Here is a 22,702-nt window from a genome sequence, read left to right on the forward strand (position 1 = left end):
TTGGCTTCGCATGCGTCGTTGAATGCCTGACCGACGAAAGTACTTGATATATATCAACGCCACGGGTGCCCTGACAGAGGATGGTGGATCTACAACGAAGGTGCCCGTTGCAGCGGCAGATACGCCAGTGGCCCGCCGTGGCAGGCAGAGACAAACGTGCAAGTTCCATGGAGTCCGATCATGAGCCAGTATCAACGGTTATTGCTGATCATCAACCCGGCCCTGCGCCACTCCCATGCCTTGGGACACGCCGCGGCCCTGGCCAAGGCCTGCGGTGCGAGCTTGCACATCGCCGCCTTGATCCCTTCCTGGAAACTGTTGTCACTGCTTGAAGAAGGTGACCGGGAACAGGCGCGCGAAGGCTACCTGCAAGACCATCGCGATTGGCTCAAGAACCAGGCGAATCACCTGCGCGACACAGGCATCGACGTGACGACGGAGGTGACCTGGGCCGATGACATGCAGCAAGACATCCTCGATCACGTCGCCGAAATGCAGCCTGACCTGCTGATCAAGCAGGTGCGGCACGAATCAGCGTTCAAGCGGGCCTTTCTCACCCCGCTGGACTGGCGCTTGCTGCGGCACTGCCCGGTACCGGTGTACCTGCTGAGTGAAGGTGACCTGCCCTTGCCGCGCAAGGTCGTGGCGGCGGTCGATGCGTCCAATACCCTGGCGCAGGACAACGAGCTCAATGAGCGGATCATCCAACAGGCATGCGGGCTCGCCATCCAATGTGATGCCGAGTTGCACTTGCTGTACGCCTGCGACATCTCGATGGTGTACATGGGCGATATGGGCGGCGGCGGTCTAGCACTCTCGGACCTCGGCGCGCAGTTGCGCAAAGAACATGAAACATCCTTTTTCGACCTGGCTGACCGATATGGCGTGGCTGCTGAGCGACGTCATTTCATTGAAGGGCACCCAGTGGCGGTGTTGAGTGCGTTCGCTGATGAGCAGCATATGGATGTGATTGTGATGGGCAGGGTCCAGTCCCATGGCCTGGAGAAGCTTTTGGGCAGTACGACTGAACATACCCTCTACCAGGTGCCTTGCAGCGTTCTAGCCATCTAGCGCGGCCAGGATCGTCCATAACGAAAGCACTTATGCCGGGATCGTGCGCCTGGCCGAGGCGGCACGCCGTTCTCGCGCGCCTTTCGTACGCCTGGCTGACCGTTACGCACTGTTCTTCATCCATGCCCGCTTGCAGTCGATCGAGACGAACGGCCCCATCGATCCGCAACGCCTGCTTGGCCTCGCCGCTTCGCTCGCGCAGGCTTCAACGCATCCCATCTCCCAGGCCATCGTCGACGCGGCGCATCAGTGCAAACTGCCACTCTGCGTCCCGCAAGGGGTAGAGGAGAGTCCCGGTGCAGGGCTGTCTGGGCAGGTCGACGGGGGTAACGATGCGCCCATGACCGACTGGGCCACCACCATGCTGCGCCACATGGATTACCAGGCATGCAGCGCAAGCTTCATTGCAGTGGATGGCGAGCTCGCTGGCCTGCTGGTCTTCCTCGACACCGTTCGGCGCGAAACCCCGCAAACCCTGCGTCGACTGCGCAATAGAGGGATTGAACGGATCGTCATGCTCACCGGGGATCGCCTGGAAACTGCCGAAATGATTGCCCTGTCCGCCGGGATAGATGAACTGCGCGCCGGGTTGACCCCCGAGGACAAAGTGCAGGCTGTACAGCAGGGTTGCCAGCGCGCCAGCACATTGATGGTCGGTGATGGCATCAACGACGCCCCGCGCTGGCGGCGGCCAACGTTGGCGGTCGAGGCATTGGACATCGCCCGGCATACCCGTTTTATCGCCCGCCAAGGCGTGCTGGTGGGGATGGGAATGTCCTTGCTGGCCATGGCGCTGGCGGCCCTCGGTTATCTACCGCCGTTGATCGGTGCCGTGGTGCAGGAGGGCATCGATGTGGTGATCATCGTCAACGCCTTGCGCGCCTTGGGGCCGTTCTGGGCGCAGGGGAAAAGAAAGCTGGCCGCTGAGCATATTGATCACCTGCAAGCTGAACACCAGCAACTCGGTGCCCTACCGAGCGATCTGCATCGACTGGCCAACGACTTTGCCCGACGAGCGCCTGAGCAGGCGCGGACTGACCTGTCGGAGTTGGTCAACCACCTGCAGACCTCACTGGCGCAGCATGAGCGCGAAGATGAACAGACACTGTATCCACTGCTGGTGCGAAACATGACAGGTGAGGACCCGCTATCGGCCATGAGCCACGTCCACCGGGAGATTTTCCGCCTGATTCATTTGCTGGCGCGCATGAGTGACGACTTCAGTTGTGCCCCCGCCACGGCAACTGCCGATGAGATCCAGCATCAACTGATCCGCCTGGACATCTTGGTGCAACTGCATTTTGAACAAGAGGAGGAGCTGTTTCGTTATCTGGATTGGCGTTAGCGCTCAGGACCACTCCGGCGATGTAGGCCGGATCAGCACACCTCGCCATGGCCGTTACAAGGCAGGATCTCCTGCGCACGCCATTCCTTAATAAGCTGGCGCCGGTTACGACTGTAGCGCTCGACATGTACCTCCAGTTGAGCGATGTCATCCAAAGCAATCACTCGGAACTTATCGTCTGCCTCACACCAGGCCGCCAGGAAGCGCTTGGCGTCGATAAAGCCCAGCATAATCGGCCAGATAACTTGTTTGTCTACAGGGGCATTGGCCGTCGACAAAGTGATAAGCAGTTTGCGCTGGTCGCGCAAGGCAAAGCGGATTTCACTTAGGTCGATTGAAGTGCAGGGGGTGGCGTGGGCGCCTACGTAGAATGTTTCATCTTCGAAGGTGTGACGCATATCCAAAGGCAAGACGGCGTTAATTTTGGCCAAGGCGTTTTTCACGGCGAAGGCAAATTTATCGTCTGTCTGACGACTGACCCACTGAGCACCGACTACAAGTGCCTGTATTTCTTCTTCTGTGAATGAAAGCGGGGGTAGAAGAAATCCGGGCTTCAAAATATAACCCAACCCCGGCTCACCATCGATGTCCGCGCCCATTCCCTGCAATGTCAATACGTCGCGACGTATGGTGCGAAGTGACACCCCCAGCTCCTGGGCAAGTGTTCGCCCCGATACCGTCCTGCGATGTCGGCGAAGCACTTGCATCAGCTCAAACAATCGGTCACTTCTGGCCATTCCTACTCCATCTCGATCACGGCCTTGCCGCCGAGTTTTCGACCTTTTTCGAGTTCCCCGATCAGTTTTCCAGCATCGTTCAGGGAAACAGTTTCTGCTACCGGGATTCTGAAGCGATGCTCACTGGCGGCTTTTGCAAGCTTATCCAGGATTTCACCGCGCGGCGATCCGATAACGGGTTTGAGTCTGCGATCAAAAATAGCTCGAACAAACTTACCCAGGCCGGGGTTCAGGTCCAGAAACACGCCTCCTGCCCGCAACATCGCAACGCCTGTCGAAACCGATAGCGTTGCCGCCGTGTCGTAAACCACGTCGAATCGGGTGGAGATACTCGATGCCTGGGTGTTTCGATAATCATAAACGGTCTGCACACCCAATGACTTTGCTCGCTGGATGTCCTTGGCGCTGCAACTGCCCGAGACTACAGCGCCATGCATCAGCGCAATTTGTACGGCCGCTTCACCAACGGCTCCCGCACAACCATTGACGAAGACGTGCTGGCCCGCTTGAAGCTTAGCCTTGTCTATCAGACCGTTCCAGGCGGTTACACCAGGCGTACCCAGGCAGGCGGCATCCTCGAATGAAACGTCATCAGGCTTACCGGCTAAAAATGCCTCTTTTGTGATAACGGCTTGGCCAAACGCGCCGCTTTCTTTAAATCGGGCGAGTCCAAACACTGGATCTCCGACCTTAAACCGGGTGACCCCCGCGCCGACCGATACAACTGTGCCGGAGAAATCCATACCCATTGCGCGAGGGAATTTCCGACCGGTGACAATTTTCATTTGTCCGATGCGCAGCTTCCAGTCAATTGGATTGATTGCTGCAAACTTGACGCTCACACCGACCTCACCTTCGGCAGGGGAATCCAGCTCAAAGTCATCAATTCGCATGACCTCGGGCCCGCCATACTTGCTGTACTGAATGCGTTTCATGAACTGTCTCCAAACACCAGCATAAGATTAGGGTGATCACGGGCAGAATCTACAGAGCTTGGCGGACAGTTTTTGTCACCATTGATCAGCTAGCGGGCAGTTAGCACCGCCATGAGTGAATCCTAGAAAGCGACCGCCAGGGTTCCCGGGGGCAGCGACGCGTTATGGTGAGAGGACATCAGCGATTTTGCTACATGAATAAAGTGTGTTCACTGGGTATTAGCAAGCGCTGCTTTCTTGCTAAGCATTAATTGTCATCTTGAGCGCTACATAATCAGGATGAACTTTCCCCAATGTTCAATAGCGTTCTACTATAAAGTCTTCTTGTTTGCTGGAAATTAACTGCGTGTTGAATGGGTAATATCGAGCTATCGATATAGGCCGTATTGTTGCGCTGAACATAACCACTGTGCTGTCTTTAAATATGAGCATTCCAAATGACTATTGAAGCATCTCAGCTCAAGCCTGTACTTTTTGTGGTCACCAGTAATAGGTTGAAGGGGGCAACCGGAATTCCGACTGGCTTCAACTTGGCAGAGGTGACGCACCCGCTGGAAAAGCTGCAGACAGCGGGTATTCGTGTAGAGATTGCATCGATTCTGGGGGGCGCCGCGCCTCTGGACGGCCTGGAGGATATGACTGATCCGGTTATTGCTCGCTATTGGGCTGACAGCGATTTTCGCCATGCGTTGGCGAATACGTTAAACATCGGTGAGATAGACCCTTGGCGTTATTCTGCGATTTTTTTCGCCGGCGGCCACGGCACGATGTGGGATTTCCCCGACAACATCGCCGTACAAAACGCCATCCAGAAAATTGATGAGGCCGGTGGCATTGTTTCGGCGGTCTGTCATGGTCCGGCGGCCTTCGTCAACGCGCGCCGTGCCGATGGCACCTTGCTTTTGGCAGGCAAACGCTTGGCTGCGTTTACCGACGAAGAGGAAGAGGAGGTGCAGTCCACTCACGTCGTACCTTTCTTGCTCGCCACAACGCTCAAGTCACGCGGTGCATTGCATCAAAGCGCAGCCAATTGGGCTGATAACGTAGTTGTCGACGGTCGGCTCATTACTGGTCAGAACCCGCAATCAGCAGCGAGCTTGGGAGAAGCGCTGAGAGACGCATTGCTTGCATGATTGACCTCGAGTTTGGGCGTAGGAGCATTCATATGAAGTTAATTTGTGTCGAAGAACATGTCTTGAATCCCGCTATCGGTGCGGCAGCCCAGACGCTTGTGAGCGCAGAAGCCCCCTATCTCTCCGATTGGGGCAGCCGGGTAGTGGATGGCATAAGCACAGTGACTGACCCAAGCAGGCCTCATGTCATTGCGCCTAGCGAGTCTGCTCGCAAAGGGTTCGAGATGGGGGCATCACGCCTTGCTGATATGGATTCAGCCGGCATCGATATGCAAGTCCTCTCCTATGGTGGCTTCCCTCAACTGCTTCCAGCGCAAAAGGCCATTGATTTATGCCGCGCGGCGAACGACAAACTGGCGGACGCAGCGCATGCCAATCCGGAACGCTTCGCAGGTTTTGCCACACTTCCATGGCAGGCGCCGGAGGCGGCAGCGATCGAGTTGGAAAGGGCGGTGACAGAACTCGGCCTGAAAGGCGCGTTGATCAATGGTCGACCTGGCGAAACCTTTCTGGACGACCCGCGTTACACCCCGATACTCGATGCCTTCAATGAGTTGAATGTTGCGCTGTACCTCCATCCAGGCCTTCCGCTGCCCGCTGTACAAGCACCGTATTACGGTGGTTTTGAGCGCGAGCTCAGTGCTCGGCTATCCATGTTTGCGTGGGGGTGGCACAACGAAGCGGGGATCCAGGTAGTCCGTATGCTATTGGCGGGTGTATTCGACCGCTATCCCTCGCTGCAAGTGATCAGCGGCCATTGGGGAGAGATGGTGCCTTTTTTCCTGCAGCGACTTGAAGATTCGATTCCGCAAGAAGCTTCGGGTCTTAAACGGCCGATCGTTCAGACCTATCGTGAGCATGTGTATGTTTCGCCCAGCGGCATGCTGACCATCCCGCATTTTCAATTTATTTATTCGTTGATGGGGGCGGAACGCATCTTGTACTCCATCGATTATCCCTACCAGAGCCTGGACGGTGCGCGAGCATTTATTGAGAACCTGCCAATCAGAGAGGCAGAGAAAGCGCTGATTGCCCACGGCAACGCCGAGAGGCTGCTCAGGCTTTGAATCTGGCCTTGCCAATGCGCGCGTCAATGCCCGAAATCATCGAGGGTTTAAGATGTCTGCCAAACCTCCCGCCACCGACCCAATGCCTCAAGTTGATCATGGCGACAAGGCGCTCGCACCTCTTATTCGTATTGCCCAAATCCAGGTAGATCCCAAACAGCTGGAGCAATACCGGGAGGCTTCCAGGCGTATTGTGGAAGACTCGGTCGCCCAAGAGCCTGGCATCCTGGCTTTTTACGCATTGGAGCGACGCGATGTGCCCGGCAGCTTCTTCGTCGTGGAAATCTATTGCGATGACGAAGCGTATCGGGCGCATCTAGAGACGCAATCGTTCCAACACTACAAGTCGACGGTAGTGGGCATGGTCCAGTCTCTGGAGCTGATCGATACAGACGTTGTAGCGCTGGCAACGAAGCCGTTCAGCCTTGATCAAGTTTGACGAAGCGACCGCTTCCGGCCGCAGCGTATCCGAGTCACCAGGGAATGCGTTTGGCATCCCCAGGAGCCTCTTCTTCACGCGTTCAAGGAGGCCATGTCGATGACGAAGCGATATTTGACGTCGCTCTTCAACATTCGCTCGTAAGCCTCGTTTATCTTTTGAATCGGGATTATTTCGATGTCAGAGACGATCCCGATTTCGCCGCAGAAATCGAGCATTTGCTGGGTTTCTTTCACCCCGCCGATAAAAGAGCCTGTAATGGCTTTTCGACCGCTTACCAGCAAGCCCGCGTTTACAGATGTAGACAGTGGCCCCATATAACCCACTAGAACCAATACGCCTTCCAGCGCAAGGGTGGGTACGTAAGGATTGATGTCGTGATCGTAGGGCACGGTGTCGATGATCACGTCGAATTGGCCAGCCACAGCGCGCATCTGTTCTGGATCGCTCGATACCACGACATGGTCGGCGCCCAGTCGAAATGCATCGTCGGATTTTCCCTCGGACCGGGTGAGCAGACTGACATCTGCACCCAGTGCCTTTGCGAGCTTCAATGCCATATGACCGAGCCCGCCAAGGCCAATGACAGCGACCTTGCTGCCGACACCGACATTCCAGTGCAGCAGCGGTGACCACGTCGTGATACCTGCGCAAAGTAACGGGGCAGCCCCTGCTGGATCGAGGCCAGGGGGAAGGGACAGCACGAATTCTTCGCGTACTACGATGGCCTGCGAATACCCGCCAAAGGTCACGCTGCCATCGCGCCTGTCCTTGCTGTTGTAGGTAAAGGTCGATCCTTCCAGGCAGTTCTGTTCCCACCCGTGCAGGCAGGGCTGGCATTGCTGGCACGAGTCGACCATGCAACCCACCCCGACCAACTGGTCAACTCGGACGCGCGATACCTGTGCGCCGACTTGGCGTACACGGCCGATGATCTCGTGGCCTGGCACGATGGGGTAGGTGGTGAAGCCGCCATGGTTACGGGCCAGGTGCAAGTCGGTGTGGCACACGCCGCAATACAGAATATCGATGATCACATCGTCTTCTCGCAGGGCGCGTCTTGTGAGGGAAAACGGCTCAAGTGACGCTGTGGCCGAGTGAGCTGCGTAGCTCAATACGTTCATGTTGATAATCCTGTTCCGTAGGCGATCAGGCGAGTTGCGGGTCGAACAACGCTTCCCAATTCGTGAAGGGGCCCAGTGGGATTACTTCCCAGCCAATCAAGCCCGCGAGCGCAAGGGGGAATTCGGCAAGTGCGGTCCTGGCAGCTTCAATGGTTTCAAACTCGGCAATGATCGCAACACCCGGCCGATCCTGGCGGAAATAGATGTCACGGATGGCCCCGTCCTTGTAAAACTTCCAGCTGTGACGGACTTCATCTTTCATGTAGGGCTCATACTGGGCCAAGGTAACGCCAGGCTGGGGAACGTCTAGGCAAAGCAGCTTCATGATCTGTGTCCTTAATCGATGATGGAGGGGTTAAACCGGTAGAAAACGAGCGGTAATTTGCGCTACGCGTCGCCCGAAATATTCGGCGGTGCGCAGGTCGCTGTCCGGTGGGGAGAGTTCGGGAGCTTGATCCGTATTGGCTTGGGTCATTACGCCCAGCCAACTGCCCAACCTGTTCAGGTCGGTGGTGGAGCCAGAGCTGCTGCTGTTACCTGGCATCAGGTCGAGTCCAACCCAGATCATTCCATGCTGGGCGGCGAACAGGGCCATCGACACCAGGGAGTTGAGCTTGTCTCCATGTTGAGCTCCGGAATTTGTGAAGCCGGCGGCAATCTTGTTGCGCCACTTCTGTTGAGTCCAGGCGGTCTTGGTGGAGTCTTCGAAAAACTGCTTCAGCTTCGCGCTGATAAGCCCGTTGTAAGTCGGGGAGCCAAAGATAATCGCGTCGCTGTTTTCAAGACGTTCCCAATCGGTAAACCCTTCGCCGACGGCAATAGCCTTGACGTCGCTTCCTTCAACTTGCAGCGCGCCATTGACCACGCGCTCTGCCACGCGCTCGGTATGTCCGTAGCCGCTGTCATACACGATCGTAATATTCATCTGCCGCCCTTGTTTGTGCGATGCGCCTGGCCAAAAAAACCAATAGCGACACGCTGCACGTTAAATGGGAGAAAGCATTTGTTGCTTGTTTCATGCTTACTATAAAGTAGAATTTTGATAACCATTGCTGGCTATTATTCTCGTTAATGGTTCCGATAACTCTACAGTCTGGGCGTTCTGAGGGCTTGCTATGCGGGATATGTTCGATGGTGTGCAATTGTTCGTTGAGGTGGTTGAAGCCGGCGGTTTTGCAAAGGCTGGCGAGCGGTTGTCACTCACGCGCTCAGCCGTCGGGAAGTCCATCGCGCGCCTGGAGGAGCGGCTGGGCGTCCAGCTTTTCAAGCGCACTACCAGGACCCAATGCATCACCGAACACGGTCAGCAGTATTACGAGCAGTGCGTTCGAGCAATAGAGGCGCTGCGCTCTGGCGAGATCATGCTGGAGACAGGTCGTAGGGAAGTGGTCGGTAAGTTGCGAGTGTCGCTTCCGGTGCTGTTCGGACGGTACTGCGTTGCACCGATTCTGCTAGGGTTTGCTCGCGAGCATCCAGGGCTGGAGATCGAACTCAGCTTCAGTGATCGCCAGATAGATCTCGTGTCCGACGGTTTCGACCTGGCAGTGCGCAGTGGCACTCTGGGGAATGGGGCTACATTGCGAGCACGCCGACTGGTCAGCCAACCCAAGTTACTGTGTGCTTCCCCTTTATACCTGACTCAACGTGGGACGCCGGAATCAATTGCAGATCTGTCGAGCCATGAATTGCTTCCCTATTGTCGCAACGGACAGGCGCTACCTTGGAGACTGCCCGACGCAGCCGGTGTTCTGGTCGAGGTTGCCGTGGGTACGCGGGTACGGCTGGATGATCTTGAAATCATCGCCGATGCCGCCGTCTCAGGTATGGGTATTGCCTGGCTTCCATACTGGCTGATTCGACAACGGATTCATCGCGGTGAGCTGGTCGAGATATGGGCCGATCGACCTCGGGCAGTGATGGAGTGCAACGTTGTCTGGCCAGACGCTCAACACCTTCCGTTACGCTCACGACTGGCAATCGACGTGCTTGCCCTTGAACTTCCCAAAAGCCTCGAAAGTCACGCTTCAAATAGCTCGGCATCGCACGCGCACTCATAACAGTTATCTGGTTCGCTCATGAGTGCTCATCGAGCGCGCGCTGTAGCATGACTTCGCTAATAGCCATCAGAGACATATGAATGCGGATTTCAATCCTGTACGCCCCTGTTGTCATGAGTTGTCTTTGGCTGGGCTCAGTGTCCGCCGCGGAGCCGACAGAAAAGGTCGTGCGTATTGCACAACTTGTGATTGATCCGGCTCAACTGGCGGCCTACCAAGTTGCAGTCAAAGAGGAAATGGCCGAGTCCATTCGTATTGAGCCGGGTGTGCTGGCTATTTATTCGGTCGCGGAAAAAGACCACTCCAATCGGCTGCACTTCTTCGAAATCTATGCAGATGAGGCGGCGTATCGAAACCATATTGCCTCCGCACATTTCCAGAAGTACGTGACAACGACCCAGTCGATGATCATGTCCAGAGTGTTAATCGAAACCGATCCGGTTCAACTCAGCACTCAACCCGGTCGATGATCGATTTTCAGTAGGTGGCTGGTCGGTACGCGATTCTCACGCTGAGCAAACTGGTTTTTCAATGGAGGACAGTGATGAAAAATGTGAAGGTGATGGCTGTTGCAATGGTGGGCCTGGCTTTTTTTGCGGCAGGTAGCGGCCGGGTAATCGCATCAGAAGTCCCGTCGGCAACACCCCCAGCCTATTATGTAGCCGAGTTTGAGGTGACCGATCCTGAGGGAATGAAGCCTTACAGTGCACAGGTTGAGGCAACCTTCAAACCCTATGGCGGGCATTTCATTGTCCGTGGCGGCGAGACTATTTCGCTTGAGGGTGTGGCGCCAAAGCGTCGCCGTGTTGTCATTGAGTTTGCGAGCCTCGGAAAAGCCCAGGCTTGGTATAACTCTGTGGAGTACACCCAATTGCGGAAAATTCGCCAGCGTTCAGCCAGGACAGATGTCTATTTGATCGAGGGGGTATCGGCACAATAGTTAAGGAGTTACACGCATGCTGCGCGAGAACGCGAACGACCTACTGGTCTTCATTGCAGTGGCTCGAGAAAGAAGTTTCACGAAAGCGGCTGCACAGCTTCGCGTCTCTCAATCGGCGATGAGCCATACCATCAAGGCGTTCGAAGAAAGGTTAGGGCTGAGGCTTCTGACCCGCACCACGCGCAATGTCACATTGACCGATGCCGGACAGGCGCTTTACGACAGCATGAGCCCTCACTTCGAGGCTATGGAGGTCAATTTCCAGGCACTGTTGGGCCTTCGAGAAAAGCCAGCCGGCACGATACGGATCACCGCAGCGGACTTCAGCTTTCATACGGTGCTATGGCCAGTGCTGGAAACGTTTCTGGCTCGATACCCGGACATCAACGTAGAGGTGAACTGTGACTATCGCCTGGTCGACATCGTTGCCGACCGTTATGACGCAGGCGTCCGGTATGGCGATACTGTGGGGGAGGGGATGATCGCTACACGGATTGCTCCTGACATGCGCATGGCCGTTGTAGCGACGCCAGACTACTTCGCGGCACATGTGCCTCCTGGTGAACCCCACGAGCTTGTCCGCCATAACTGCATCAACATGCGATTCCCCACTCACGGTGGTATCTACACTTGGGAGTTCGAAAAAGAAGGTGTCATCAAGAATGTTCAGGTCAGTGGGCAACTCGTCGTCAATGGCGTTTATCAGACACTTGATGCCTGCCGGAGCGGGGTTGGGTTGGGTTATTTGCCGGAAACACTTGTGCAGCAGCACATCGACACGGGTGACTTGATTCGCGTGTTGCAAGACTGGTGTCCGCCGTTCGCCGGATTTCACCTGTATTACCCCAGTCGCCTTCAATCTTCACCGGCGTTCAGCCTTTTGGTTGAAGCACTACGCTATCCCCGGCGCGTCCAGGGGGGCGAAGATTGAATACCGTCGTGCTGTCACTCATCACTGTCTCCAGCTCAACCAGTGGACTGCGCAGCGTGACTATTGCCAAACACAGCAATTGGTTGTGGTCGGCCAATCAACTCGATAATGTATAGGCTGTCGAAAGAGTGCTGGCCGGATGGTAGCCCGGTCGCCGTTCCACCGAACGGCAACTCCTCCCCCTTAGGGTATCCGCGACACCAAGCCCGGCTTGCCGGTTGCGAAGGTGTGTCCGCTGATTACCTTACGATCGCCGACACCCCTTCCTTAATTAATATGGAAGGAAGACGACGATGAAACTCACCGGCAATACCATTCTGATTACTGGCGGCGCAACAGGCATAGGCTTGGCGCTTGCGAAGCGCTTTTCCAGCGAAGGCAATCAGGTCATTATCTGCGGCCGCAACGAGGCCAGTTTGCAGCAGGCGAAGGCCGAAGTGCCGACGCTGATCACTCACACCTGCGACGTGGCCGACGCGATCAGCCGCCGTACAATGGTTCAGTGGTTGAAGACCCACCATCCGGCGCTGAATGTCCTGATCAACAATGCCGGCATTCAGGCGCGTCGCGATTTCACCACCGATCCTGCAATGGAAAGCCTGGATCAGGAGGTGGCTATCAATTTCACCGCGCCGATCCATCTGATCGCTGACTTGCTGCCTGTGCTCAAGCAACAGGCCCAAGCCTATGTCATCAACGTCAGCTCGGGATTGGCCTTCTCACCCATGGCCGACGTACCGGTCTACTGCGCGACCAAGGCTGCGATCCATTCCTTTACGCTCAGCCTGCGGCACCAACTGAAGACGACAGACATCCGAGTGATGGAGATCGCCCCACCGATTGTCGATACCGGTCTTGGCGGTGGCACCCGCAGTGAAGGCACTGTCAATCACGCGATGATGGTCACCCCTGACGACTTTGCCAAGCAGGCGCTTGAACAGCTAGCCGAAGGCAAGGATGAAGTGTTGATAGGTGTTTCGGCCAAGACACGCGAGCTTGGAGAAGCCATGTTCGAAAGAATGAACAGCCATGGCTGATTCGCACCGAAGACAGCTGTGAGCGATCGCGGCTGCTTGTCGACTCCAGGTCGCGGCCAGGCTCATGCTGGCCCCGACAACAAAATCGAATACGAACTTGGAGAGTATGCTCATGACAATTCTTGTCGTCGGTGCAGCGGGCGAAACCGCAGGCTTGGTCATTCCAGCCCTTATTGAGCGCGGGACCGTCGTCCGCGGGCTTGTCCGTAAGCCTGAACAGATCCCGCGGGCAAAGGCCCGGGGCGCAGCTGAAGTCATGATCGGGGATCTCACAGATCCCGAAAGCCTCGATGCTGCCCTGGTTGGTATTGAGGGCGTGTTCCACATAGGTCCCGTATTCGCGCCGCACGAGGTACAAATGGGTCTGAACATGATTCAAGCCGCGCAGCGCGCTGGAGTGGAGACGTTCGTGTTTTCGTCGGTGATTCACCCCATCCTCGACCTGCCCAACCATGCCGCCAAGGCGCCAGTGGAACGCGCGCTGGTGAGTTCCAAGATGAAGTACACGATCTTGCACCCGACCATGCTGTTTCAGAACTACGCCCAGTCTTGGGGGAAAATTCTGGAGGGGGGGATTCTTGCTGAACCTTGGGCCCCCAAAACTCGCTTCAGCCGTGTGGACTATCGCGACGTTGCCGAAGTGGCGGCCATTGCGTTGACTGAGGATCGACTGGCATACGGTACCTTCGAACTGTGCGCGCCAGGCATCCAGTCTCGCTCCGAAGTCGCCGCGATACTGAGTGAGGTCCTTGGACAAAATATCGGGGTGGGTACGATCGACCGCGCAATGCTCACTGACTCGCCGAGAGATATGATCAGCATGTTCGCGCACTATGATCATGCAGGTCTGCTCGGCAGCGCATTGCCCCTGCGGACGATCCTCGGTCGTGAGCCGCGCACGTTGCGGGCGTACTTTGAAGAACTGGCCCGCCAATAGTACATTCCTGCGAAAGCCGGATTTTCATTAATTACCCCACCTCGCTGCTATAAAGTGACTTTCGCTCGCACTCCTTGATGAGTCAGCTTACCTCCGCAGCCTCGTCAAACTTCAACCGGGCCGCTTCAACCTCAGGCAATTTGTCGAGCGTCCATTTATGCAATTCGCGAAATGGTTGTTGCAGTGTTCGACCAAGTGGGGTGATCTCATACTGGACTGCCACAGGCGAGAACGAGATGACCTTGCGCGAGACGAGGCCATTTCGTTCCAGCCGCCGCAGGCACTGTGTAAGCGCCTTCTGAGTGACGCCTTCCAGACGACGCCTGATGGCGTTAAAGCGATGCGGCCCGTCATCCAGCACCGCCAGAACCATCATGGACCACTTATCTGCGATCTGGTCGAACAGCGCCCGGCTTGGGCACTCCGACGAAAAACATTGTGGCTTTAATTCCAGCATCGAAGTTTCCTCGTGTATACCTAGGCGACTCTAGGTGCCTAATTGACATTTGGTTTACAAAATATACTTATATGGCCTCCCAAAGCAAATGGAGTCCATCCGATGTCAAACCCTGATACCAGCATTTTATTTCGTCCTTTTTCCGTCGGGTCGCTTGAGCTGAAAAACCGGATTGTCATGGCGCCGATGACACGGCAATTTTCGCCGCAGGGCATTCCCGGAGAAGGGAGTGCTGCGTACTACCGGCGGCGGGCTGAAGGTCGGGCCGGATTGATTTTGTCAGAAGGGACCGTCATCGATCGTCCTGCTTCACGTAACGGTTCCGGCATTCCTTATTTCCACGGTGAGGCGGCGCTGGCCGGATGGAAGAACGTGATCGATTCTGTTCACAGTGCTGGTGGTCGTATGGGGCCGCAACTCTGGCACACCGGTGCAGTGCGTGACGTCAGCGGCTGGGAGCCTGATGCGCCAGTTGAAAGCCCATCTGGCCTCGATTCGCCAAACGAGCCGCGCGGTGTGGCAATGAGCGAAGAGGATATTGCTGACACAGTTGCTGCTTTTGCCAAGGCAGCGGCGGATGCCAAGCGCCTGGGTTTCGACACCGTTGAGATCCATGGGGCTCATGGGTATCTGATCGATCAGTTCTTCTGGGCCGGCACCAATCAGCGCACCGATCGTTATGGCGGACCGACGATCAAAGAGCGCTCGCGTTTTGCCGCTGAGATCGTGTCTGCCGTTCGTCATGCGGTTGGCCCCGAATTTCCTATCATCATGCGCGTCAGCCAATGGAAGCAGCAGGACTTTGGGGTGCGCCTCGCCGAGACCCCTGCACTGATGGAGGACTGGCTGCTGCCGTTGGTCGAAGCGGGTGTTGATGTTCTGCATTGCTCGCAGCGACGCTTCTGGGACCCTGAGTTTCCCGAAATTGATGGTGAGAACGGACTGAACTGCGCAGGCTGGGCGAAGAAAGTCACTGGGGCCACAACCATTAGCGTCGGTTCGGTCGGGCTGGATAACGATGTTACTCACGCATTCGCCGGCAAGGGCTCAACCCCTGCGAGCCTGGAGCGGCTCGTCGAGCGTATGGAGCGCGAAGAGTTTGATCTGATTGCTGTAGGGCGTGTTCTGCTGAGTGACAAGGACTGGGTCGCCAAAGTGGAAAAAGGCGATTACGCGGATCTGAAGGGCTTCAATCCGGCATCTTTAGCTGAATTGGTTTGAGTCTGAGTGGAGAGTGTGATGCCACAAAGGTTCTAATCTGAAGGGATCAGAGGTCTGGCCTCGGGTGTTGCGAGGCCGAGATCGTAACCCGCGCAAATAGGATTGTGTTGCAGTGTGGCCCGGGCATTTATGCGCAGGCCACACAGCGTCCCACCCACTGGTTCGCCCACCATACAGAATGTTCGCTGACTGCCAGTCCACCGAGTATCTACTGATGCATCTCCGTCACGGACATGGTGAATACCAACTTGGATCTGCCTGCGTTGGAATAGGAATGAGGTACGTCGGTCTTAGCCACTGCTGAGCTTCCCGCCGGGATGACTAGCTCTGTTTCCCCTACCACGCATTTCAGCGTGCCTTTTTCCACATGAAACAGCTCAAGCGTGCCTTGAGGGTGCCCAGGTGACGCGAAGGATTCGCCAGGATGCATTTCCCAGCGCCACAGTTCGATCATATTGGGGCCGGAAGTGCCCGCCAGAAGTCGCGCCGTCCCTCCCAGGTCCCCGGTCCAGAGAGTGGGGATGTCTTGACTGTCGATGATATGGGCAGATGGGGCTTCGGTCACATTGACGATGTCTGCAACGGACAGGCCCAGTGCGGCTGCGATTTTGCAAAGGATGCCGATGCTGGGATTCGCCGTACATTTTTCTATTTCGACGACCATTCCTTTGCTCACTCCAGAGCGACGGGAAAGCTCATCCAGCGTGATCTTCTGTGCCTTGCGTGCCTGTTTGAGTGTGCGTGCGACAGCCAGGCTGACGGCTTGAGCATCAGCACCTGGGGTCGTCGACAGGCTGGTATTGGTGGTCATTGATGAGGGTCATGAGAAAAAATGTGCTGGGATTCTCGGTCTTTACCAATAGGCCCGTCAATCGGCTCGTTCGTTATAGTAGATGATATTGGTCATTATATTGACTTTGTTCGTCGGCGCTGGATAGCATGAAATGACATTTGGATTCCTGGAGGTTTTTGATGCTGTCCGTACTGCCGTTAATCGATAAAGCCGTTGCAGAACTGGCTCCGGAGTTCCGGGCTCTGAGCATTGTCGTGGAAGCCGCGTCGCTGACCCACCCTGAGGTTGCTCAGGCTGCTCTGGACCGGGCTTGCAAGGCGGTGCGGGAGGGGGGGCCAAGTTGGGGAGAAGCTCATCTGGCAGCGTGGGCCGAGACATTCCGAAAGTTCGGGGCCAAGCCGCAGCGCACGCCTTGCTCAGCCGAGGCGTTGCGTAAACGGGTTTTACGTGACGGTAGCTTGCCGAGCCTGGATCCCATCGTTGATCTCTACAACGCCATCAGTATCGAGTACGCCATCCCCGTCGGCGGGGAGAACATTGAAGCCTATGTGGGCTCCCCGCAGCTGGTAGTCGCCGATGGCACCGAGCCCTTTGACACGATGAAAGAGGGCGCTCCTGCTTTCGAGTATCCAGACGCAGGCGAAGTGGTCTGGCGCGATGACAAAGGCGTGACCTGCCGTCGCTGGAATTGGCGGCAAGGTGTCAGAACCCGTCTCGGTGCTGATGCGAAGTGCATGTGGTTCATTCTGGAGAGTTTGCCGACGATGCCGCTTGAAGCCTTGACGGAAGCGGGGGACAAGCTGATCGAAGGTTTGCGGCAAATGATGCCAGGCGTCCGCATCGAGAGTTCACTGATTGGTCCTGGGGCCAAATAGTCGACAGACAACTGTATGGAGTGATGACGATGTTTACCGGCCTTAGTGCATTTCCCCTCACACCTATGAATGAGTAGGGTGTGGACGAAAATGCTTTTACCCGTCTTGTGCAGCAACAGGTGACGGCGAAAGTAGATTCCATTGGGGCTCTCGGGTCCACCGGAAGTTATGCATATCTTTCTCGAAAAGGGGATGCCCCCCTTGCAGGGGGCTGACTCAGCCCCCTGCAGGTTAAACCCTATAACCAACCCTTGATTTGCGCGCACACAGCCTGGGTGGAAATACCGTAGCGATCGTGCAACGTCGGCAGCGCGCCAGCATCGAGAAACGCGTCCGGCAGTGCTATTTGCCTGAACGTCGGCGTGACTCCATTGCGCAACAGCACGGTTGCCACCGCTTCGCCCAATCCACCAATGATGGAGTGGTTTTCGGCAGTCACTACCAATCGCCCCGGCTTCCTGGCCTCAGCCAGAATAGTCTGCTCATCCAGGGGCTTGATGGTGGGGACGTGAAGCACCGCGACATCCACGCCATCAGCTTGAAGTTCCTTGGCGGCTTCCAGGGCGCGCATTGTCATCAAACCGGTGGAAATGATTAAAACCTCATTGCCCGTACGCAGGGTCTTGGCTTTGCCGATCTCGAATTTATAGCCATATTCATCGAGCACCAGCGGTACGTTGCCGCGCAGTAACCGCATGTAGACTGGCCCTTGATGCGCGGCAATGGCGGGCACTGCCTGTTCGATTTCCAGGGCATCGCAGGGGTCGACGATCATCAGGTTCGGCATGGCCCGGAAGATTGCCAAGTCATCCGTTGCCTGGTGGCTGGGGCCGTACCCGGTGGTCAGTCCAGGCAGGCCGCAGACGATTTTGACGTTGAGGTTTTCCTCGGCAATCGCCATGCAGATGAAGTCATAGGCCCGGCGCGAGGCAAACACCGCGTAAGTGGTCGCGAAGGGCACGAACCCCTCCCGAGCCATGCCCGCTGCCGCGCTCATCAACAGTTGCTCAGCCATGCCCATCTGGTAGAAACGCTCCGGATGTGCTTTCGCAAAAATGTGCAGGTCAGTGTATTTGGACAAGTCAGCCGATAAGCCCACGATATCCTGGCGCTGGTCTGCGAGGGCGGCCAATGCGTGGCCAAAGGGCGCCAATTTGGTGGCCTGACCTTCAGCGGCAATCGAGGCAATCATCGCGGAGGTTGTCAGCTTTTTCTTCGGCGCCTCGGGCGCCTGAGCCGTCGTGTTGGTTGCGTTGCTCATAGGGTCTTGCCTTCTTCGAGGTTGTTCAGGGCCACATCCCATTCATGCTCGTCCACGCGGATGAAGTGAGTCTTTTCACGGTTTTCCAGGAACGGCACGCCTTTGCCCATCTTGGTATCGCAGATGATGACGCGCGGTTGTGCGGCGGGATGGCTGCGGGCCGCGTCGAACGCCTTGACCAAGGCGTCCAGGTCGTTGCCGTCTACCCGCTGGGTGAGCCAGCCAAAGGCTTGCCATCGGTCAACGATGGGTTCAAATGCCAGCACCTCGCTGGAGTGTCCGTCGGCTTGCTGGTTATTGACGTCGACGATGGCGATCAGGTTGTCGAGTTTCCAGTGCGAAGCGGACATCACCGCCTCCCAGGTGGAGCCCTCATTCAGCTCGCCATCCGATAGCAGGTTGTAAACGAATGAGGCGGATTGCTTGCGCTTCAAACCCAGGCAGGCGCCTACCGCGATGCCCAGTCCCTGGCCCAGCGAGCCACCGGTGATTTCCATGCCGGGGGTGTACGCGGCCATGCCGGACATGGGCAGGCGGCTGTCATCCGAACCGTAGGTTTCAAGTTCATCCAGTGGAATGATTTCAGCCTCGATTAGCGCGGCATACAGTGCGATCGCGTAGTGGCCGATGGAGAGGTAAAAGCGATCACGCTGTTCCCACTCGGGGTTATCGGGCTTGTAGTTCAAGGCATGAAAGTACGACACGGCCAGCAAGTCTGCCGCGCCCAGCGCCTGACCAACATAGCCCTGGCCCTGGACTTGTCCCATGCGCAAGGCATGGCGGCGAATGTTATGGGCGCGCTGCACCAGAGTGGTGGACGAGGCGCGAGATAATGTGGCAGTCATGGAATTCTCCGTTAACTCAACGATTGACCGAAGCGGCAGGAATGCGCAGCACCAGACAGGCACCGATGCACAGCACACCGGTAATCAGGTACATGCCGATGGCGCTCGAACCGGTTGTGGTGGTGATCCAACCAATCAGGTAGGGCGAGCAGAACCCCGCAAGATTGGCAAAGCTGTTGATGCCGGCGATCCCCGCAGCGGCGGAGACGCCACCGAGTAATGTGGTAGGCAACATCCAGAACAGTGAAGACGCCGACAGCACGCCTGCTGCTGCAAGGCACAGGCACAACACCGACAGCATCAGGTTGGTGCCGAACACCGCCGCCAACGTGAGGCCCAGTGCGCCGGCAATCATTGGCCCGACCAGGTGCCAGCGGCGCTCCTGGTGCTTGTCGCCGCTACGCCCCATCAGCACCATCGCAACGATGGCGCACAGGTAGGGGAGACTGGTGAGCAAGCCGATGTGCATCGGATCGGCTACGCCTGCGTTACGGATAAGCGTCGGCAGCCAAAAGGTGATCGCGTACTGGCCCATGACCACGCAAAAGTAGATGCAGGCGAGAATCCACAGGCGACGGTCCCGCAGGAACGCCCTGACCGATGCATGGGTGACTTTGCGGCTGTTGTCCTCGGCCAGTTCTTTGCTGATCAGCGTTTTTTCTTCATCGGTGAGCCATGTCGCCTGGTGGACGCCATCTTTGAGGTAGGCCAGCACCATCAGGCCAACGACGACGGTCGGAATGGCTTCGATCACGAACATCCACTGCCAGCCCGCCCAGCCTTGAAAGCCTGCGAACTGGGTCATGATGTAGCCTGAGAGCGGCCCGCCGATCATTCCTGAGAGCGGGATGGCGATGAACCACAGCACGGTCATTTTTGCGCGGCGGTAGGAGGGGAACCAGTAAGTGAGGTAGAGCAGCAGGCCGGGCGCGAGACCCGCTTCAGCAATACCAAGCAGGAAGCGCAGCGTATAGAACTGCCAGGCCGTTTCTACGAAGGCGAAGAGGGCGGAGATGATGCCCCACGAGATCATGATGCGCGCGATCCAGCGACGGGCACCGACCTTGTGGAGGATGAGGTTGCTTGGCACTTCGCAGAGAAAATAACCAAGAAAGAACATGCCCGCGCCGAGCCCGTATACGGTTTCGCTCAGGGACAGGTCGTTCATCATCTGCAGCTTTGCAAACCCGACATTTACCCGGTCCAGGTAAGCGCACAGGTAGCACAGCATCAGGAAAGGCATCAATCGCCAGGCAGTTTTGCGATACGCGCTGGAGCGTACTGTGGACACAGCGTCGAGCGTCATGGTGGTCATCATGAGGGTCTGATCTCTTGTTTTTATAGAACGCCGGGCCTGAAGCCCGACGTATCGTCGATCCAGAACTGAATGGACAGCGGTGGTGACACCTGTTGTCAGTGGATCAACATGCCGCCGTTTACATCGAGCGTGATTCCGGTGAGGTAGGAGGACAAGTCGCTGGCCAGAAACAGCGCCGCATTGGCAACATCCTGCGTTGCGCCAAGCCGGCCCAACGGGATGCTTTCGATGATTGCGTGGCGACGCTCATCCTGCATCAGGCCGCCGGTGATGTCGGTGTGGATCAAACCTGGGGTGATGGAGTTGACGCGAATGTTGTCCGCGCCAAATTCGCGTGCCATGGCCTTGCCCAGTCCGAGCACACCGGCTTTCGCTGCACTGTAGTGCGGGCCACCGAAAATGCCGCCGCCACGTTGGGCCGATACGGATGACATGCAGACGATGCTGCCCGAAGCCTGGGTGCGCATCACTGGGATGACCGCCTGCGACATCAACAGTGTGCCGCGCAGGCTTACATCCAGGACCTTGTCGTAATCGCTCGGGCGAATGTCCAGCGTCTTGATCGGCTGCGTGATACCGGCATTGTTGATGAGTATGTCGATACGGCCGTAGAGCTTGATAACCTTGGCGACGGCTGCTTTGACTTGCACCTCGTCGGCGACGTTGGCAGCCAGACCCAGATGGCCTTCGCCGAGGGTGGCCGCTGCGTCACGGGCGGCGGATTCGTCGAGATCCAGAATGACCACGCGTGCGCCGTGTTTGGCGAAGGTGACAGCCGTTGCACGGCCGATACCTCGTTCGGATGCAGCACCGGTAATAATCGCGACTTTGCCTTGAAGAAGCATAAGGGGTACCTCTGATTGTTTTTATGGTTCGATTCAGCGATCGATGGCTCAGAGTGGTCCCCGTGGACATGCCGAGCAATAACGCAAACGTCACTGCTACATGAATAAAATTCAGCACTCGTCAATGCAGACCGCAGATGCTTGAATGGCACTCCCGCGTTCGAGCCCAAAACAATAGGCTGGATAATGATGCGCCAGGACGATATCCCTTCATCCAAGCTGCCACCGCTGAGAGCCATTCAAGCCTTCGAGCAAACCGCGCGTTTTGGCAACCTGGCAAGAGCCGCCGAAGTGCTGGACCTCACGCCGTCGGCGATCAGCCACCAACTGGCCAAACTGGAGGTCATGATTGGTCGACAGTTGTTTGTGCGGGCAGCGCGTGGGGTGACGCTGACACCGGTGGGTGAGCAGTACTTGAAGGACATTTCCGGTTTGTTGCAAAGCCTTGAGGTCGCTACCGAGCGGGCGGCGAGTGACGTGAGCCTGGATTGCCTGCGGCTGCATTCCTCCCCCAGCTTTGGCTTGCTCTGGCTGATGCCCCGGCTGGAGTCATTTCGCTTGACCAACCCGGACATCCAAATCAATTTGTCTTGTTCCTATGAATCGCTGCATTTCAGCCAGGACAAGATCGATGTCGATATTCGCCACGGCCGGCCGAATTGGCCCAGCTATGAAGTGCGCACCGTGCGTAACGAAAGCTTCGCTGTACTGGCCTCGCCCAAGCTCCTCGCACGCTGTGCGGTAAAAAGCGCAGCCGATCTTCTGGCTGAGGATCTGATTCTTTCCGAAGCGACCTTGCTCAGATGGCCTGAGTGGTTCGCTCAGCATGGCCTGGCGCGCCCCGAAAAACCCTACGCCTTGAGTTTTGACCGATCCTACATGAGCCTGGAAGCGGCGAGCCACGGGTTGGGATTTGCCCTGGAAAGCACGCTGCTGGCGCAAAAATACCTCGCCAGCGGTTCGCTCGTTGAAGTCGCCCCCGAAGCTTTGAGCTCTCCGGTAGCCGCCCACCATTTAGTGTTCCCGAAGGCCCACTCCAGTTTTCCCAGAGTCAGGCGATTTTTGGGTTGGATGGAAGGGGAGTTGGGGCATGGCTTTGTGTTTTAACGTTATGGCTGTCCGAAGGGCGGCCGCTGTGATTTCAGCAATTGAATGCGATTGGTGAGGCGTGTGCGATGTCGCATTAAAGGCTCTCAGGATCGCCGAAGAACATTTCGATATGGCTCTGGGATGGTAGATAAATCCAGCAAATTGTGTCTAATGCTAGAATTTATGCCATAAAACACCGGATTAGGGAATTAAGTTGCTTGATCGGGTGATAGGTTAATTCTATA

General features: G+C 56.7%; 24 protein-coding genes and 1 pseudogene. 14 read left to right on the plus strand and 11 right to left on the minus strand.

From position 1 onward, the window contains the following. Positions 1-180: 180 nt before the first annotated feature. On the plus strand, positions 181-1,071 hold the full coding sequence (locus KGA89_RS30155) for a universal stress protein (RefSeq protein ID WP_223473263.1): 891 nt from the start codon (positions 181-183) through the stop codon (positions 1,069-1,071). Positions 1,072-1,093: 22 nt separating this feature from the next. After that, positions 1,094-2,416: pseudogene (locus tag KGA89_RS30160) on the plus strand (heavy metal translocating P-type ATPase); the annotation flags it as partial. Positions 2,417-2,448: 32 nt separating this feature from the next. Here the strand turns inward: KGA89_RS30160 and KGA89_RS30165 are convergent. Together KGA89_RS30165 and KGA89_RS30170 are read right to left on the minus strand one after the other, a co-directional pair. Next, positions 2,449-3,153, minus strand: coding sequence for a helix-turn-helix transcriptional regulator (locus tag KGA89_RS30165; RefSeq protein WP_039012114.1), 705 nt, complete (start codon positions 3,151-3,153; stop codon positions 2,449-2,451). A gap of 2 nt (positions 3,154-3,155) precedes the next feature. Next, positions 3,156-4,088: an NAD(P)-dependent alcohol dehydrogenase gene (locus KGA89_RS30170; RefSeq protein WP_223473264.1), complete on the minus strand. Its 933-nt coding sequence runs from the start codon at positions 4,086-4,088 to the stop codon at positions 3,156-3,158. 437 nt (positions 4,089-4,525) lie between these two features. On the opposite strand from KGA89_RS30170, the gene KGA89_RS30175 reads away from it, so the two are divergent. The 3 genes from KGA89_RS30175 to KGA89_RS30185 are packed head-to-tail and all read left to right on the plus strand — an operon-like array spanning position 4,526 to position 6,727. Then, on the plus strand, positions 4,526-5,221 hold the full coding sequence (locus KGA89_RS30175) for a type 1 glutamine amidotransferase domain-containing protein (RefSeq protein WP_223473265.1): 696 nt from the start codon (positions 4,526-4,528) through the stop codon (positions 5,219-5,221). 32 nt (positions 5,222-5,253) lie between these two features. Continuing rightward, entirely contained in the window at positions 5,254-6,288 is a 1,035-nt protein-coding gene (locus KGA89_RS30180) for an amidohydrolase family protein (protein ID WP_223473266.1), read from the plus strand. A gap of 52 nt (positions 6,289-6,340) precedes the next feature. After that, on the plus strand, positions 6,341-6,727 hold the full coding sequence (locus KGA89_RS30185; protein ID WP_052239522.1) for a putative quinol monooxygenase: 387 nt from the start codon (positions 6,341-6,343) through the stop codon (positions 6,725-6,727). A 74-nt stretch (positions 6,728-6,801) separates the two neighbouring features. Here KGA89_RS30185 and KGA89_RS30190 read toward each other — a convergent pair whose 3' ends face one another. The 3 genes from KGA89_RS30190 to KGA89_RS30200 all read right to left on the minus strand — a co-directional run bounded on the left by KGA89_RS30190 (position 6,802) and on the right by KGA89_RS30200 (position 8,776). Further along, positions 6,802-7,851, minus strand: a complete 1,050-nt coding sequence (locus KGA89_RS30190; protein ID WP_223473267.1) for an NAD(P)-dependent alcohol dehydrogenase — start codon at positions 7,849-7,851, stop codon at positions 6,802-6,804. Between the two features lie 25 nt (positions 7,852-7,876). Next, entirely contained in the window at positions 7,877-8,113 is a 237-nt protein-coding gene (locus KGA89_RS30195) for a superoxide dismutase (RefSeq protein WP_223473268.1), read from the minus strand. Positions 8,114-8,206: 93 nt separating this feature from the next. Next, on the minus strand, positions 8,207-8,776 hold the full coding sequence (locus tag KGA89_RS30200; protein ID WP_039012103.1) for a flavodoxin family protein: 570 nt from the start codon (positions 8,774-8,776) through the stop codon (positions 8,207-8,209). A 190-nt stretch (positions 8,777-8,966) separates the two neighbouring features. Here KGA89_RS30200 and KGA89_RS30205 point away from each other — a divergent pair, with 190 nt between their 5' ends. The 6 genes from KGA89_RS30205 to KGA89_RS30230 all read left to right on the plus strand — a co-directional run bounded on the left by KGA89_RS30205 (position 8,967) and on the right by KGA89_RS30230 (position 13,753). After that, positions 8,967-9,908: a LysR family transcriptional regulator gene (locus KGA89_RS30205; protein ID WP_052239521.1), complete on the plus strand. Its 942-nt coding sequence runs from the start codon at positions 8,967-8,969 to the stop codon at positions 9,906-9,908. Between the two features lie 80 nt (positions 9,909-9,988). Beyond that, complete coding sequence (locus KGA89_RS30210) at positions 9,989-10,378, plus strand: putative quinol monooxygenase (RefSeq protein ID WP_039012101.1); 390 nt, start codon at positions 9,989-9,991, stop codon at positions 10,376-10,378. 74 nt (positions 10,379-10,452) lie between these two features. Next, complete coding sequence (locus tag KGA89_RS30215; RefSeq protein ID WP_223473269.1) at positions 10,453-10,848, plus strand: DUF1330 domain-containing protein; 396 nt, start codon at positions 10,453-10,455, stop codon at positions 10,846-10,848. A 16-nt stretch (positions 10,849-10,864) separates the two neighbouring features. After that, positions 10,865-11,779 (plus strand): LysR family transcriptional regulator, encoded by a 915-nt coding sequence (locus KGA89_RS30220; RefSeq protein ID WP_223473270.1) that lies wholly within the window; start codon positions 10,865-10,867, stop codon positions 11,777-11,779. 293 nt (positions 11,780-12,072) lie between these two features. Further along, entirely contained in the window at positions 12,073-12,816 is a 744-nt protein-coding gene (locus KGA89_RS30225) for an SDR family oxidoreductase (protein ID WP_223473271.1), read from the plus strand. Between the two features lie 112 nt (positions 12,817-12,928). Further along, the gene (locus tag KGA89_RS30230) at positions 12,929-13,753 is read left to right on the plus strand and encodes an NmrA/HSCARG family protein (RefSeq protein ID WP_223473272.1); all 825 of its coding nucleotides are present in this window, start codon (positions 12,929-12,931) and stop codon (positions 13,751-13,753) included. A gap of 82 nt (positions 13,754-13,835) precedes the next feature. Here KGA89_RS30230 and KGA89_RS30235 read toward each other — a convergent pair whose 3' ends face one another. Further along, complete coding sequence (locus KGA89_RS30235) at positions 13,836-14,210, minus strand: winged helix-turn-helix transcriptional regulator (RefSeq protein WP_223473273.1); 375 nt, start codon at positions 14,208-14,210, stop codon at positions 13,836-13,838. Positions 14,211-14,312: 102 nt separating this feature from the next. On the opposite strand from KGA89_RS30235, the gene KGA89_RS30240 reads away from it, so the two are divergent. Beyond that, entirely contained in the window at positions 14,313-15,431 is a 1,119-nt protein-coding gene (locus KGA89_RS30240; protein WP_223473274.1) for an NADH:flavin oxidoreductase, read from the plus strand. A gap of 208 nt (positions 15,432-15,639) precedes the next feature. On the opposite strand, the gene KGA89_RS30245 is transcribed toward KGA89_RS30240, so the two are convergent. After that, positions 15,640-16,242, minus strand: a complete 603-nt coding sequence (locus KGA89_RS30245) for a helix-turn-helix domain-containing protein (RefSeq protein WP_223473275.1) — start codon at positions 16,240-16,242, stop codon at positions 15,640-15,642. Positions 16,243-16,403: 161 nt separating this feature from the next. Here KGA89_RS30245 and KGA89_RS30250 point away from each other — a divergent pair, with 161 nt between their 5' ends. After that, complete coding sequence (locus KGA89_RS30250; RefSeq protein ID WP_223473276.1) at positions 16,404-17,099, plus strand: B3/4 domain-containing protein; 696 nt, start codon at positions 16,404-16,406, stop codon at positions 17,097-17,099. Positions 17,100-17,337: 238 nt separating this feature from the next. On the opposite strand, the gene KGA89_RS30255 is transcribed toward KGA89_RS30250, so the two are convergent. The 4 genes from KGA89_RS30255 to KGA89_RS30270 all read right to left on the minus strand — a co-directional run bounded on the left by KGA89_RS30255 (position 17,338) and on the right by KGA89_RS30270 (position 21,368). Further along, on the minus strand, positions 17,338-18,360 hold the full coding sequence (locus KGA89_RS30255; RefSeq protein WP_223473277.1) for a transketolase family protein: 1,023 nt from the start codon (positions 18,358-18,360) through the stop codon (positions 17,338-17,340). Next, positions 18,357-19,205, minus strand: a complete 849-nt coding sequence (locus KGA89_RS30260; protein ID WP_223473278.1) for a transketolase — start codon at positions 19,203-19,205, stop codon at positions 18,357-18,359. Before KGA89_RS30260 ends, KGA89_RS30255 begins: the two co-directional genes overlap by 4 nt. Positions 19,206-19,221: 16 nt before the next feature. After that, positions 19,222-20,523: an MFS transporter gene (locus KGA89_RS30265; RefSeq protein WP_223473279.1), complete on the minus strand. Its 1,302-nt coding sequence runs from the start codon at positions 20,521-20,523 to the stop codon at positions 19,222-19,224. A 95-nt stretch (positions 20,524-20,618) separates the two neighbouring features. Next, positions 20,619-21,368 (minus strand): SDR family NAD(P)-dependent oxidoreductase, encoded by a 750-nt coding sequence (locus KGA89_RS30270; RefSeq protein WP_223473280.1) that lies wholly within the window; start codon positions 21,366-21,368, stop codon positions 20,619-20,621. Between the two features lie 189 nt (positions 21,369-21,557). Between KGA89_RS30270 and KGA89_RS30275 the strand changes: the two genes are divergently transcribed. Beyond that, on the plus strand, positions 21,558-22,475 hold the full coding sequence (locus KGA89_RS30275; RefSeq protein WP_223473281.1) for a LysR substrate-binding domain-containing protein: 918 nt from the start codon (positions 21,558-21,560) through the stop codon (positions 22,473-22,475). The last annotated feature ends 227 nt before the right edge of the window (positions 22,476-22,702 follow it).

It is taken from the genome of Pseudomonas sp. A-RE-22 (assembly GCF_019956035.1).
Classification (GTDB): Bacteria; Pseudomonadota; Gammaproteobacteria; order Pseudomonadales; family Pseudomonadaceae; genus Aquipseudomonas; species Aquipseudomonas brassicacearum.

Bases quoted from the DNA above. Each gene is read 5' to 3' on its own strand.
- KGA89_RS30245 (WP_223473275.1), bottom strand. From the start codon at position 16,242: ATGACCACCAATACCAGCCTGTCGACGACCCCAGGTGCTGATGCTCAA.
- KGA89_RS30195 (WP_223473268.1), bottom strand. From the start codon at position 8,113: ATGAAAGATGAAGTCCGTCACAGCTGGAAGTTTTACAAGGACGGGGCC.
- KGA89_RS30255 (WP_223473277.1), bottom strand. From the start codon at position 18,360: ATGAGCAACGCAACCAACACGACGGCTCAGGCGCCCGAGGCGCCGAAG.
- KGA89_RS30235 (WP_223473273.1), bottom strand. From the start codon at position 14,210: ATGCTGGAATTAAAGCCACAATGTTTTTCGTCGGAGTGCCCAAGCCGG.
- KGA89_RS30185 (WP_052239522.1), top strand. From the start codon at position 6,341: ATGTCTGCCAAACCTCCCGCCACCGACCCAATGCCTCAAGTTGATCAT.
- KGA89_RS30200 (WP_039012103.1), bottom strand. From the start codon at position 8,776: ATGAATATTACGATCGTGTATGACAGCGGCTACGGACATACCGAGCGC.
- KGA89_RS30155 (WP_223473263.1), top strand. From the start codon at position 181: ATGAGCCAGTATCAACGGTTATTGCTGATCATCAACCCGGCCCTGCGC.
- KGA89_RS30170 (WP_223473264.1), bottom strand. From the start codon at position 4,088: ATGAAACGCATTCAGTACAGCAAGTATGGCGGGCCCGAGGTCATGCGA.
- KGA89_RS30230 (WP_223473272.1), top strand. From the start codon at position 12,929: ATGACAATTCTTGTCGTCGGTGCAGCGGGCGAAACCGCAGGCTTGGTC.
- KGA89_RS30275 (WP_223473281.1), top strand. From the start codon at position 21,558: ATGCGCCAGGACGATATCCCTTCATCCAAGCTGCCACCGCTGAGAGCC.
- KGA89_RS30240 (WP_223473274.1), top strand. From the start codon at position 14,313: ATGTCAAACCCTGATACCAGCATTTTATTTCGTCCTTTTTCCGTCGGG.
- KGA89_RS30220 (WP_223473270.1), top strand. From the start codon at position 10,865: ATGCTGCGCGAGAACGCGAACGACCTACTGGTCTTCATTGCAGTGGCT.
- KGA89_RS30265 (WP_223473279.1), bottom strand. From the start codon at position 20,523: ATGATGACCACCATGACGCTCGACGCTGTGTCCACAGTACGCTCCAGC.
- KGA89_RS30260 (WP_223473278.1), bottom strand. From the start codon at position 19,205: ATGACTGCCACATTATCTCGCGCCTCGTCCACCACTCTGGTGCAGCGC.
- KGA89_RS30225 (WP_223473271.1), top strand. From the start codon at position 12,073: ATGAAACTCACCGGCAATACCATTCTGATTACTGGCGGCGCAACAGGC.
- KGA89_RS30250 (WP_223473276.1), top strand. From the start codon at position 16,404: ATGCTGTCCGTACTGCCGTTAATCGATAAAGCCGTTGCAGAACTGGCT.
- KGA89_RS30175 (WP_223473265.1), top strand. From the start codon at position 4,526: ATGACTATTGAAGCATCTCAGCTCAAGCCTGTACTTTTTGTGGTCACC.
- KGA89_RS30210 (WP_039012101.1), top strand. From the start codon at position 9,989: ATGCGGATTTCAATCCTGTACGCCCCTGTTGTCATGAGTTGTCTTTGG.
- KGA89_RS30215 (WP_223473269.1), top strand. From the start codon at position 10,453: ATGAAAAATGTGAAGGTGATGGCTGTTGCAATGGTGGGCCTGGCTTTT.
- KGA89_RS30165 (WP_039012114.1), bottom strand. From the start codon at position 3,153: ATGGCCAGAAGTGACCGATTGTTTGAGCTGATGCAAGTGCTTCGCCGA.
- KGA89_RS30190 (WP_223473267.1), bottom strand. From the start codon at position 7,851: ATGAACGTATTGAGCTACGCAGCTCACTCGGCCACAGCGTCACTTGAG.
- KGA89_RS30180 (WP_223473266.1), top strand. From the start codon at position 5,254: ATGAAGTTAATTTGTGTCGAAGAACATGTCTTGAATCCCGCTATCGGT.
- KGA89_RS30205 (WP_052239521.1), top strand. From the start codon at position 8,967: ATGCGGGATATGTTCGATGGTGTGCAATTGTTCGTTGAGGTGGTTGAA.
- KGA89_RS30270 (WP_223473280.1), bottom strand. From the start codon at position 21,368: ATGCTTCTTCAAGGCAAAGTCGCGATTATTACCGGTGCTGCATCCGAA.